General features: G+C 64.8%; 14 protein-coding genes. 7 read left to right on the top strand and 7 right to left on the bottom strand.

From position 1 onward, the window contains the following. Positions 1–32 precede the first annotated feature (32 nt). Positions 33–824 (top strand): tryptophan synthase subunit alpha, encoded by a 792-nt coding sequence (trpA, locus tag AC13C7_RS13530; protein WP_446168762.1) that lies wholly within the window; start codon positions 33–35, stop codon positions 822–824. 79 nt (positions 825–903) lie between these two features. After that, complete coding sequence (locus tag AC13C7_RS13525) at positions 904–2,067, top strand: alpha-hydroxy acid oxidase (RefSeq protein WP_482867798.1); 1,164 nt, start codon at positions 904–906, stop codon at positions 2,065–2,067. Here AC13C7_RS13525 and AC13C7_RS13520 read toward each other — a convergent pair. Then, positions 2,022–3,194 carry an MFS transporter gene (locus AC13C7_RS13520; RefSeq protein WP_172320593.1) on the bottom strand — a complete coding sequence of 391 codons (1,173 nt, stop codon included), beginning with the start codon at positions 3,192–3,194 and terminating at the stop codon, positions 2,022–2,024. The genes AC13C7_RS13525 and AC13C7_RS13520 overlap by 46 nt on opposite strands. Positions 3,195–3,338: 144 nt before the next feature. Here AC13C7_RS13520 and AC13C7_RS13515 point away from each other — a divergent pair, with 144 nt between their 5' ends. Then, positions 3,339–4,031 (top strand): 50S ribosomal protein L25/general stress protein Ctc, encoded by a 693-nt coding sequence (locus AC13C7_RS13515; protein ID WP_446117402.1) that lies wholly within the window; start codon positions 3,339–3,341, stop codon positions 4,029–4,031. A 75-nt stretch (positions 4,032–4,106) separates the two neighbouring features. Here the strand turns inward: AC13C7_RS13515 and AC13C7_RS13510 are convergent, their stop codons facing one another. Further along, complete coding sequence (locus AC13C7_RS13510) at positions 4,107–4,724, bottom strand: hypothetical protein (protein ID WP_482867797.1); 618 nt, start codon at positions 4,722–4,724, stop codon at positions 4,107–4,109. 137 nt (positions 4,725–4,861) lie between these two features. Between AC13C7_RS13510 and pth the strand changes: the two genes are divergently transcribed. From pth to AC13C7_RS13490, 4 genes are all read left to right on the top strand, one after another. Next, positions 4,862–5,536 carry an aminoacyl-tRNA hydrolase gene (gene pth, locus AC13C7_RS13505; protein WP_482867796.1) on the top strand — a complete coding sequence of 225 codons (675 nt, stop codon included), beginning with the start codon at positions 4,862–4,864 and terminating at the stop codon, positions 5,534–5,536. Further along, positions 5,533–6,561 (top strand): DUF2332 domain-containing protein, encoded by a 1,029-nt coding sequence (locus tag AC13C7_RS13500; RefSeq protein WP_474886976.1) that lies wholly within the window; start codon positions 5,533–5,535, stop codon positions 6,559–6,561. The genes pth and AC13C7_RS13500 overlap by 4 nt, the downstream gene beginning before the upstream one ends. 69 nt (positions 6,562–6,630) lie before the next feature. Then, positions 6,631–7,794 (top strand): serine hydrolase domain-containing protein, encoded by a 1,164-nt coding sequence (locus AC13C7_RS13495; protein ID WP_482867795.1) that lies wholly within the window; start codon positions 6,631–6,633, stop codon positions 7,792–7,794. Positions 7,795–7,817: 23 nt separating this feature from the next. After that, positions 7,818–8,195 (top strand): DUF2237 family protein, encoded by a 378-nt coding sequence (locus AC13C7_RS13490; RefSeq protein WP_482867794.1) that lies wholly within the window; start codon positions 7,818–7,820, stop codon positions 8,193–8,195. On the opposite strand, the gene AC13C7_RS13485 is transcribed toward AC13C7_RS13490, so the two are convergent. The 5 genes from AC13C7_RS13485 to AC13C7_RS13465 form a co-directional block, all read right to left on the bottom strand. Continuing rightward, positions 8,116–8,694, bottom strand: coding sequence for a helix-turn-helix transcriptional regulator (locus tag AC13C7_RS13485; protein WP_446121553.1), 579 nt, complete (start codon positions 8,692–8,694; stop codon positions 8,116–8,118). The two genes, AC13C7_RS13490 and AC13C7_RS13485, sit on opposite strands and share 80 nt — an antisense overlap. Then, positions 8,684–8,983, bottom strand: coding sequence for a hypothetical protein (locus AC13C7_RS13480; protein ID WP_172320585.1), 300 nt, complete (start codon positions 8,981–8,983; stop codon positions 8,684–8,686). Before AC13C7_RS13480 ends, AC13C7_RS13485 begins: the two co-directional genes overlap by 11 nt. Positions 8,984–9,045: 62 nt before the next feature. Next, a complete protein-coding gene (locus tag AC13C7_RS13475) occupies positions 9,046–9,381 on the bottom strand; it encodes a toxin-antitoxin system YwqK family antitoxin (protein WP_172320584.1) in 336 nt (111 codons plus the stop codon). Positions 9,382–9,598: 217 nt separating this feature from the next. Continuing rightward, positions 9,599–10,828, bottom strand: coding sequence for a tryptophan synthase subunit beta (gene trpB / locus AC13C7_RS13470; RefSeq protein WP_482867793.1), 1,230 nt, complete (start codon positions 10,826–10,828; stop codon positions 9,599–9,601). Between the two features lie 201 nt (positions 10,829–11,029). Continuing rightward, positions 11,030–12,062, bottom strand: a 1,033-nt coding sequence (locus AC13C7_RS13465; protein WP_482867792.1) for a hypothetical protein, incomplete at its 5' end; no start/stop codon positions are given.

Here is a 12,062-nt window from a genome sequence, read left to right as displayed (position 1 = left end):
AACCGGGCCGGACGCCAGATGGGGAACCCAGAATGACACGGATCGACGCCAAATTCGCCGAGCTTGCCAGCGCGGGCAAGAAAGCCTTCGTCACCTATGTGATGGCGGGCGATCCCGATTACGACACCTCGCTGGAGGTGGTGAAGGGCCTGCCCGCCGCGGGCGTCGATATCATCGAGCTTGGCCTGCCCTTCACCGATCCGATGGCCGACGGCCCCACCATCCAGCTTGCGGGCCAACGCGCGCTGGAGGCCGGCCAGACGCTGAAGAAGACGCTGGCGATGGCCGCCGCGTTCCGCGAGGGCGACGACACCACCCCCATCGTGCTGATGGGCTATTACAACCCCATCTACAACCACGGTGTGGAGGCGTTCCTGAGGGACGCAAAGGAGGCCGGGATCGACGGGTTGATCGTGGTGGACCTGCCGCCCGAGGAGGATGAGGAACTGTGTATTCCGGCGCAGAAGGCGGGGCTGAACTTCATCCGGCTGGCCACGCCCACCACCGATGATGCCCGCCTGCCCAAGGTGTTGGAGAACACGTCGGGCTTTGTCTATTACGTCTCGATCACCGGCATCACCGGGGCCGCCGCGCCCGAGGCCGATGACGTGGCGCCCGAAGTGGCGCGGATCAAGTCGCAGACCGACCTGCCGATCATCGTGGGCTTCGGCATCCGCACGCCCGAGATGTCGGAAGGCATCGCGCGGATCGCGGATGGGGCGGTCGTGGGCTCGGCCATCGTGTCCGAGATCGCGGCAGGCAAGCCGGTGGCCGAGGTTCTGGATTTCGTGCGCGCGCTGGCCGAGGGCGCACACCGGGCCTGAGGGGCGCGGGCGAAGGGCATTGCGCGGTCTGGGCTTGATTGGTAAAACTATCTTACCAGTCACACGCGGAGACGCCCCGATGCCCGTCATCACCAATATCGACGATCTCAAGCGCATCTATAAGCGCCGCACGCCGAAGATGTTCTACGATTACGCGGAATCGGGCAGTTGGAGCGAGCAGACCTTTCGTGAGAATACCACTGATTTCGAGCTGATCCGCCTGCGCCAGCGGGTCGCCGTGGACATGACGGGCCGCTCGACCGCGACGACGATGGTGGGCCAGGAGGTGGCGATGCCGGTGGCGCTGGCCCCGGTCGGGCTGACGGGGATGCAATGCGCCGATGGCGAGATCAAGGCGGCGCGGGCGGCGGAGAGGTTCGGGGTGCCGTTCACCCTCTCGACCATGTCGATCTGTTCCATCGAGGATGTGGCCGCGAACACGGAAAAACCGTTCTGGTTCCAGGTCTACACGCTGAAGGACGACGATTTCATGCGCCGCCTGTTCGCGCGGGCGAAGGATGCGAACTGCTCGGCGCTGGTCATCACCGCCGATTTGCAGATCATGGGGCAGCGGCACAAGGACGTGAAGAACGGCCTTTCCGCACCGCCGAAACTGACACCTGCCTCTGTCGCCAACATGATGACCAAGGTGCGGTGGGGCCTGGGGATGCTTGGCACCAGGCGGCACACCTTCGGCAATGTCGTGGGCCACGCCAAGGGGGTGGATGCGACCGGGTCGCTCAGCGAATGGACCTCGAAGGCGTTCGATCACGCGCTGGACTGGGACCGGATCCGCGAGCTGCGCAGCTGGTGGGATGGGCGGGTGATCCTCAAGGGGATCCTGGATGTGGAGGATGCGAAACGGGCCATTGATGTGGGGGCGGATGCGATTGTCGTCTCGAACCATGGCGGGCGGCAGCAGGACGGGGCGTTGAGCGCGATCCGGATGCTGCCCTCGATCCTGGAGGCCGTGGGCGACAAGGTGGAGGTGCATTTCGACAGCGGCATCCGGTCGGGCCAAGACGTGCTGAAGGCGGTCGCGATGGGCGCGAAGAGCACCTATATCGGGCGCGCCTTCGTCTACGGGCTGGGGGCGATGGGAGAGGCGGGCGTGACCAAGGCGCTGGAGGTGATCCACAAGGAGCTGGACACCGCCATGGCCCTGTCAGGCGAGCGCGACGTGCGCAACCTGGGCCGTCACAACCTGCTGATCCCCGCCGATTTCGAGGGAAACTGGGCCTGAACGCGGATCGCCAGCGCCAGGCCGGGGCCGATCAGCGCCAGCATCGCCACCGCGACGAAGGCCATGCGCAACCCGAAGGCGCCTGACATCAGGCCCATCACGGCGGGCGCGGCCATGAAACCCACGAAGCCGATCACGGCGGCGCGCGCCACGGCGGCGGTGCGCCTGCCGGGGCGCACGAGGCGGCCGACCAGCGCCAGACCCATCGGCCCGACCACGGAAATGCCAAGCCCCATGGTGCCGAAGCCCAGATAGGCGATGGCGGGGCCGGGCGCGGCGGCGGCAATGAGCGCGCCGATACTGGCAAGGCCCGAGCCGATCACGATCACCGAGGTCTCCGAGAACCGGCCCGAGATCGCCTGCCCCGAGAAGCGCCCGAAGGCCATGGTGAGGCCCAGGACGGCGGGACCGAACGCGCCTTCTGCCGCCCGCCCGCCAAGGGTGCGTTCGATATGCAGGGCCGACCAGGCTTCGACCGTGGCCTCGACGAAGAAGGCGATGAGGACGATACCGCCGCAGATGAGGACAACGCGCCAGGGGAAGGCGCCCTGGGCCGCGCGCTCGGCCTCATCGACGGGGGCGGGGGTCAGGCGCATGCCAGAGGCCAGCACCGCGATGACCAGCCAGAGGCAGGCGAAAACGGCGACGGGCGGCAGCCCGACCTCGCGCGCGAGGCCCGTCAGCATGGCCGAGATCGCATAGGCCAGCGAGAACATGCCGTGATTGGCGTTCATCAGCGAGCGGTTGTTGGCGGCCTCAAGCTCGGACACGCGGGCATTGATCACCACGTCGAGCAGGCCGGAGGTGAGGCCGAGCGCCATCATCACGCCCATGAAGAGGGCGGGATGTGTCACCAGCCCCGGCATCAGGAAGGCGCTGGCCACCAGCATCGCGGCAACCGGCATGGCGGAGCGGCCCAGGATGCGGTCGAAAAGCGGGGCCAGCCAGATCGTCGTCACCAGCCCCAGGGAAGTGCCAAGGAAGATCAGGCCGAAAAGCGTGTCATCCACCCCCAACCCGGCCTTGAACACCGGCACCTGGGCGGCGAAACTGCCCCACAGGACGCCGATCACGGCAAAGCCGCGGGCGGGGCGATGGCTGAGGCGCAGGGCGGAAAGGATCGACATGGATCGGCCCTTGCCACGGGGCCTTATCCAAAGCAATCGCCAAAGCGCCTTTGCCCCTTTCCAAGCAGGCGATCCTGGTCTATACGCGCGGCTTCACGTGGCGGACACCCTTGGAGGCCGCCCTTTAATATATGGAGAATACCTATGGCTAAAGAGATTCCCGATCTCGTAGTCGAGGCACGCGCGGGGACAGGCAAGGGGGCCGCCCGCCAAGCACGCCGTGATGGCATGGTGCCCGGAGTCGTTTACGGTGGCGGTGCTGATCCGCTGGCGTTGCAGATCCCCTTCAACGCGCTGATCAAGCACCTGAAGGCGGGCCGCTTCCTTGCCACCCTCTTCAACCTGAAGATGGAAGGCCAGGACGACGTGCGCGTCATCTGCCGCGCCGTGCAGCGGGACGTGGTCAAGGACCTGCCGACGCATATCGACTTGATCCGCCTGCGCCGCACCACCAAGATCGCGCTCTACATCCCCGTCGAGGTTGTCGGCGAAGAGGAGAGCCCCGGCCTGTCGCGCGGTGGCGTGCTGACGCTGATCCGCCCGGAAGTCGAACTGAAAGTGACCGCGGGCGATATCCCCGATCACATCACCATCGACGTGTCGGAAATGGAGATCGGCGACAATATCTCGATCTCCTCGGTCAAGCTGCCCTCGGGCGCGAAGCCGACCATCGACCGCGATTTCGTCATCGCCAACATCACCGCCCCCTCCGCCCTCACCGCTGCTGAAGAAGCCGAGGACGAGGATGAGGTGGCCGCCGACGAGGTCGAAGCCATCAATGTCGATCAGGATGGATCGGACGAGGCTGGCGACGGCGAAGGCGAAACCAAGGAGTAATCCGGGGGTTCCATCGCAAGGTTATCAAGGAACGCGGGGCGCGCTGTCATGGCCCCCGCGTTTTTCTTTGGGCTGTCAGCCGTCCAGCCGCGCTTGCAATTGCCGCCTGACCTTGCTGCGCCCCCACCAGGATCGGATTTGTCTGGCCGAGAGCGTGTCGGGCCTGATCCGGCAGACATCCCCCTTGGCCTCGATATGGAACTGGCGGTAGGCCGCGACGATATTGCTGCGCCCCGCCGTGATCGCGGCCACCTTGATCTCGGCGCGCTCCAGGTCAGCGATCTCAAGGTCTTCCGCGGTCTTCCAGCGGGTGCGCTGCAAAAGGTTCTCGAAACTGCCGATATCGACGAACTCGCCGCTGTTCAGGGGGCCTTGCAGGGTCGATTGCAAGGGCGAGGTCAGGTCCTGCCGCGCGATCTCGGTGCGATCGGCGACCGAGCTTTCGCGCCCGCCATCGGCGTTCCAGATCGACAGGATGACCTCCAGCACGTAGATCGGCTCAAACCCCAGATTGCTGACGATGACGCGGGCATCGGTGTCCTCGGCGCCGCCCAGATGGATCAGGATCTCGGTCCGGCGCTGGCGGCGCAGGCCCGAGACCAGGATGTGCAGGTAGACCAGCCAGACCAGCGCGGTGATCGCGGCCACGGCCACCTGGATGATCCCCGCGTTCTCCGACAGCCAGTCCCACATGCGCCCGCCCCCTTGTCCGCTTTGCGCCGGGGCCAAAGGTAAGACCGCGACACCGTCCCGCCAAGCCCCGGAATTGTTGAAAGATCCCGGCGGCCCGCCTATAGAACGGCAGGAATTGGCAATCGCAGGGGACGGGGATGCAACTTTGGGTCGGCCTGGGCAATCCCGGCGGAAAATACGCCGGCAACCGGCACAATATCGGCTACATGGCGCTGGACCGGATCGCGGAGGAGCACGGGTTTTCGCCGTGGCGGTCGAAGTTCCAGGGCAGCTTGAGCGAGGGGCGGTTCGGGTCCGAGAAACTGGCGCTTCTGAAGCCCGAGACCTTCATGAACCTCTCGGGCCAATCGGTCGGTGAGGCGATGCGCTTCTTCAAGCTGGAGCCCGGTGACGTCACCGTGTTTCACGATGAGCTGGACCTTGCGCCGGGCAAGGTGCGGGTCAAGACGGGCGGCGGTCACGCGGGCCATAACGGGCTGCGGTCCCTGCACGCGCATATCGGGGCGGAGTATGACCGCGTGCGGATCGGCATCGGGCATCCGGGGCATAAGGACCGGGTGTCGGGATATGTGTTGTCGGATTTCGCCAAGGCCGAGCAGGACGGGCTGGACGACCTGTTGCGCGGGATCGCGGATGGGGCGCCGGACCTGGCGGCGGGCGACAAGGGCCGGTTCATGAACGCGATTGCGTTGCGGATGCAGCCGGTGCGCGAGACGAGCACAGAGGTGGCGGAAAAGCCCGCCGAGCAGCCCCCCGCCGAGGCGCCCGACACGCGCAGCGCGATGCAGAAGCTGATGGACAAGTTTCGGTGAGGGCGGCAGACGCCTTTGCCATCCAGTCGCGGGCCTGCGCCAAGCTTGACTCGCCTTTCATGGGGCGGATGCTTCCGCTGCTGTGGCAGGTCTTGGAGGGTGACACCGGCGCGGTGGCGGCGCGGGTGAAGGCGTGGCCAGGCGATCTGTCGCCCTCGGGCCATTCGGTGCCCTTGCGGCTGGCGGGCGCGCTGCATGCGCTGGTCCTGCAGGGCAAGGATGCGGGGCTGGTCGCGGCCTATCCGCCGCAGGATGTGGGGGATGACGTTCTGAAACCCGCGCTTGCGGCCGCGGTGCAGACCCACGAGGCGCAGATCCTGCACTGGCTGGACTCGGCCCCGCAGACCAATGAGGTGCGCCGGTCGGCGGTCCTGCTGGCAGGCGCGGCTTGGCTGGCGGGGCGCTGCGGGCTGCCCTTTGTGCTGTCGGAACTGGGGGCGAGCGCCGGGTTGAACATGGCCTTTGACGCCTATGCGCTTGAGACGCCCGGCGGGGTGATCGGCGCGGGCGGCAGCCCGGTGCGCTTTACCCCCGACTGGCACGGCGCGGCCCCCGCCCCTGCCCCCATCACCGTGCAGGACCGTGCGGGGATCGACCTGAACCCGCTGGACCCCTCCGAGGCGGGCGATGCGCTGCGCATCCTGGCCTATCTCTGGCCCGACCAGCCCTATCGCGCGGCGCTGACCCGGAACGCCATTGCGCTTGCCACGACCCGGCCCGCGCGGGGCGATGCCGCGCCCTGGCTGGAGGCCAGACTGGCACCCCCCTGCCCCGGCGCCCTGCACCTTGTCTACAACACCATCGCCTGGCAGTATTTCCCGCCCGAGACCGCGGCAAGATGCGAAGCGGCGCTGCAAGACGCGGGCGCACGGGCCACGCAACACGCCCCGCTGGCGCATCTGGCGATGGAGGCCGATGCGCTCGGTGATGGCGCGGCGCTGACGGTGCGTCTGTGGCCGGGTGGCGCGCGCAAGACGCTGGCGCGGGTGGATTTCCATGGCCGCTGGATCAAATGGGCCGCGTGACGTCGGGTTCGGATTGATCGGGGCGGGTCGCCCGTGATCTGCTGCAGGCCAAACGGGGGAGGAGCGATCATGCGGCGCGTGTTGAGGATAAGCCTGCGAATTCTGTTGGTTCTGCTGCTGGCAGCGGCCGCCCTGGGCGTCTGGAAGCGCGAGGAGATCATGCGGCTTTGGGCGGTCAACACGCTGTTTGCGCCCGACCGGATCGTGCAGAATTTCAGCCATATGGACCGCGCCTTCCTGACCACCCCCGTACCGCGCGGCGATGGCCCCGTGTCGCCCCTGCCCGAGGGCGCGCCCTACGACCTGCCGGATGAGGTGGAGACCTGGATCGAGGAGCGATCGGTCACCGCGCTGGTCATCCTCGACGAGGGCGATCTGGTGCATGAAAGCTATCATCTTGGCACCGGGCCGGACGATCTGCGGATCAGCTGGTCGGTGGCGAAGAGCTATCTTTCCGCGCTGATGGGAACGCTGGTCGCCGATGGCACCATCCCCGATCTCGACGCCCCGGTGACGGACTACGCGCCGCTGCTGGAGGGGTCGGCCTATGAGGGGGCCTCGATCCGCGACGTGTTGCAGATGCAATCGGGCGTCACATTCGACGAGGATTACCTGGATTACGATTCCGACATCAACCGGATGGGCCGGGCGCTGGCGCTTGGCCGGTCGATGGACCGGTTCGCCGCCGACCTGGAGGCGCGGGACCGCGATCCGGGGGAGCAATGGCAATATGTCTCGATCGACACGCATGTGATCGGCATGGTCATCCGGGGGGCCACGGGCCGCAGCATCCCCGACCTCCTCTCCGAGCGCGTGATCGCGCCCCTGGGGCTGGAGCGGGAGCCCTATTATATCACCGATGGCGAGGGGGTCGCCTTCGTCCTGGGCGGGCTGAACCTGACCACACGCGACTATGCGCGGCTTGGGCTGATGTTCCTGCAAGGCGGTGTCTATGGCGGAACGCGGATCGTGCCGGAGGGTTGGGTCGACGCCTCCACCACACCCTCGGCCAATACGGAACCGGGGCGGATCGGTTATGGCTATCAATGGTGGATTCCTGTCGGCGCGGAACCGGGGCAGTTCATGGCGCGCGGCATTTACGGGCAATATGTCTATGTCGATCAGGTGAACGGCGTGGTGATCGCGGCCAATGCCGCCGACCGGCAGTTCCGGGAGCCAGGGGTAAATGAAGAGAATATCCGCATCTTTCGCCTGATCGCCGAAAGCCTGTAGGCTGGCGCAAAGGAGGATGAGACATGAGTGATATGGATCCGTCGGTGAATGTTCTGGGCGAGGCGTTGCAAAGCTGCTCCACCGAGCCGATGACCGGGTTTTTCCGCGACGGGGCGTGCAATACCTGCGTCGAGGATGCAGGCAGCCACACGGTCTGTGCCCTGATGACGGCGGAGTTCCTGGCGTTCTCTAAATATGTCGGCAACGACCTGTCCACGCCGCGCCCCGAGTTCGGGTTCGCGGGGCTGGACCCGGGCGATCACTGGTGCCTTTGCGCCGCGCGGTTCCTGCAGGCCCATGACGAGGGCTGCGCGCCGCAGGTCAACCTGGCCGCGACACATCAAAAGGCGCTGGAGATCGTACCTCTGGAGGTTTTGCGGGCGCACGCGGCGGCGTCGTGATCAGGGGCGGCGCCCCGGCCAGCAGATCGTCGATGAAGAGGCTGAGCAATTGCGGCCTGCCGGTGACGCCCGCCTTGCGGTAGATCGCGTTTGTCTGCGCCTTGACCGTGCCTTCGGAGGTGTCGCGCAACGCCGCGATTTCGGACAGCGACATCCCCTTGAGCGCGAAGAGCGCCACGTCCCGTTCGGCGGGGGTCAGCGCCCAATCGGCAAAGCGGTCCTGCACGAGATCCATGAAATGACCCGAGGCCGCGCGCAGGCTGTCCTCGGCGCGGAGCTGGCGCGCCCGGGCGCGGCGCAACACCAATGTGCCGGCAACCAGCCCGGCGAGCAGGCCGAGTGCTGCCCCGACCTCGATCAATTCGCGCATTTGCCACGATATGGGCGTTGTCCGCAGGCCCAGGATGCTGGCCGCCAGATCCCACAGGAACACCGCTGTAAAAGCGGCCTGAAAGGCCACCAGAAGACGCAATGCCCAGGTCATGCGCCTAGTCGTCATCTGCATCATCCTCGTCATCATCGTCTTCATCGGGATGGTGCAGATAGCCATCTTCGGCGCGCGAGATGTCCCGCAAGACCTCGCCTGTGGCACGGTCGAGAATGATCTCACGCTCGACATTGCCGCGTTCGGCCAGGATGCGGATCCGCCACAGCCAGGTGTAGCTTTCCTCGATCTCGGTATAGCCCTCGGCCTGCAATTGCGCCATCCAGAGCCTCGCGGCAGCGGCTCCATCGGCCAGCGCGGGCGTGGCGAGGGTCAAGAACAGAAGGGTGATGAGGGCGCGCATGCGCTTTCTCCGATGGGTCGCTCCGCCATCGCTGGCGGAGCAGGTGCCATTTTCAGATGGGGTCAGTCATCGTCGCGGTCAATCTCTTCGCGGATGACATTGCCATCGGCATCGAAATAGCGTTCGGTTTCGACACCGTTCACCGTGACCTCCTCGCGCAGCAAGGTGCCGTCCAGGGAATAGTAGCGCTCGATCTCGTCGGCCCCGTTGCGCGCTTCGACCTCGACCTGGTTCCCCTCGGTCTCGATCTCGAACTGGCCGTAGCCGGCGGCTGCAAGCTCCTCCATCACAGTGGCGAGCCAGGGCGAGGATCCGGCCTGGGGTGCGGTCTGGGCGAGGCCGACGGTGGCGATCAGGCTGGCGGCGCCGATAAGGACGGTAAGGCGTTTGATGGACATGGGGTTTTCCTTCTCCAAAGGGTGATGCGGGAAGGGATTGGTCCTCGCCGCTTGAGACCCCAGATGGCCTGAACCGGGCCATGACGCCATTGGCCCGGCGTTTAGCCAGCCTCGCATAAACACCGGATGAGGGGAATAAACGGAGGTTTACGACCGGAAAAACCGAGGCCGAGACCGCAGCCTTGCCCCCGTCTGTCCAGAATCCGACCGACAGAGCCTAATGCCCGCCCATCTCGAAACCCAGGTGCCGCGCGACGGTGAAGATGTCCTTGTCGCCGCGCCCGCACATGTTCATGCAGATGATATGATCCTCGGGCAGCTCCGGCGCGATCTTGATGACATAGGCGAGTGCGTGCGAAGGCTCCAGCGCGGGGATGATCCCCTCGGTCTCGCAGCAGAGCTGGAAGGCGGCGAGCGCCTCCTTGTCGGTCACGGAGACATATTTCGCGCGCCCGATCTCGTGCAGCCAGGAATGTTCCGGCCCGATACCGGGGTAATCCAGCCCCGCCGAAATCGAGTAGCCTTCCAGGATCTGGCCATCATCGTCCTGGAGCAGGTAGGTGCGGTTGCCATGCAGCACGCCGGGGCGGCCGCCGGTCAGCGAGGCGCAATGCTCCATCTTGTCGTTGACGCCCTTGCCGCCCGCCTCGACCCCGATGATGTTCACGGATTTGTCGTCGAGGAACGGGTAGAAGAGGCCCATCGCGTTCGACCCGCCGCCGATGGCCGCGATGATCGTGTCGGGCAGGCGGCCCTCGCGCGCCTGCATCTGTTCCTTGGCTTCCTTGCCGATGATGGTCTGGAAGTCGCGCACCATGGCCGGGTAGGGGTGCGGGCCCGCGACGGTGCCGATGCAGTAGAACGTGTCGCGCACATTGGTGACCCAGTCGCGCAGCGCGTCGTTCATCGCGTCCTTGAGCGTGCCCCGCCCGGACGTGACCGAGACCACCTCGGCCCCCAGAAGCTTCATCCGGAAGACGTTGGGGGCCTGACGCTCGACATCATGCGCGCCCATGTAGACGACGCATTTCAGGCCGAACTTGGCGCAGACGGTGGCGGTGGCGACGCCGTGCTGGCCTGCGCCGGTTTCGGCGATGATGCGGGTCTTGCCCATGCGGCGGGCCAGGATGATCTGGCCCAGGACGTTGTTGATCTTGTGCGCGCCGGTGTGGTTGAGCTCGTCCCGCTTCATGTAGATCTTGGCCCCGCCCAAATGCGCGGTCAGCCGGTCGGCATGGTAGAGCGGCGAGGGGCGGCCCACGTAATGGGTCCAGAGATCGTTCATCTCGGCCCAGAAACTGTCATCGGTCTTGGCGTGTTCGTATTGCTTTTCCAGCTCCAGGATCAGCGGCATCAGGGTTTCCGAGACGAAGCGCCCGCCGAAATCGCCGAAGCGGCCGCGTTCGTCGGGTCCGGTCATGAAGCTGTTCAGGAATTCTTCGGTCATTGGGCCTCCTTCGCGGGTCGCCCACTGCCTACTCCGTTCCTTCGGTCAGCCGCAAGATCTCAATCGGACCGCTTCAGATACTGTTCTGCCCATCAGGTTCAATTCGCCCACAAAACGGGACGACCCCACATCTGATTGAGAGACCCACCACCGCGTGACCCACGCTCGCGACATTACAATCCTTAGAGTGGGGAAAACGACCTACTTGTTTCGCGCCGGAGCTTTCCCCTTTGTCCGACCAGCAATTTTTTCACGCAGCCTGTCCCTTTTCCTGCGGACACCTTCAGCGTTCGGCAAGAACGCCGCCGCCATATCCAGCAGGATAACCGCATCGGTCTCGGTCAATTGGTGGTCAGGCCGGATTCGCGAAGCAAGCTCGCGCACGTCCTTATTAAGGATCTGAGACGGAATTCTCTGCATCAGCGTTCTTGCCAAAACGTCGATCTGGGCCGTGGAAAACTCCAACACTGTCTCGTCCTTCGGTGCGAGATTTGGGGCAATGTCGTCATATTGCGGCAGCGCCAACGCTTCTTCGGCCGGGATCATAGAGTTCAGTTTTTCAACCCAGGGAAGCTGCGCTTCGATGAAGGCCCGATGGGTTTCAGCACTGAAATAAGGAATTTCAGAAGGAATATCTGGCAGCCCGTTGCAAAGTGCATCGGAAATATTGGCAGCTTTTGGGTTCTTTGCATGGCTGCTCAACTGCTGTTGAAAATACAGCTCGGACCTTGTCAGCGACCGGTTGACCCGTCGTCCTTCGGGCAAAGAAAGCACATCATCGGCCAGGCCCAAAGCCTGGCCGAAGCGCGCGATATGGCGATCTTCATGGCGCGAATAATTCACGATTTCAACCTGGACCGGAAGTGCATCCAAAAGCTCCAGGAACTCTATTGAGATTTTCAAATTTATGTCAGACAGAAGATATTCAGAGACAGATGCCATCGATCCCCCTCGTTTGACAGATTGGCCGTATGCAGAGAGGGCCTGTGACAGGGGATCGCGAATATAGTATATCAGTTTTACGCTATCGGCATGTGCCAGGATGCGTTTCAGCGGCGACACGTCTTCAAAGAAAACTCTATGAAGCGATTCGTTAGGGAACGTCTGATCAACGCCTTCGGCTGCGCCGAGGCTTCGGCTTGAAGGCAGTTTGGCGCCGGACAGACGCCGTTGCCAGCGATTTTCGCGCCGTTTGTGCCGCCTGAGCGGCGGTTTGGTCGATTTTGGACGGACT

Source organism: Alterinioella sp. B-7 (assembly GCF_056857775.1).
Note: the sequence above shows the minus strand (reverse complement) of the source record. Positions and strands in the feature narration are given on the sequence as shown.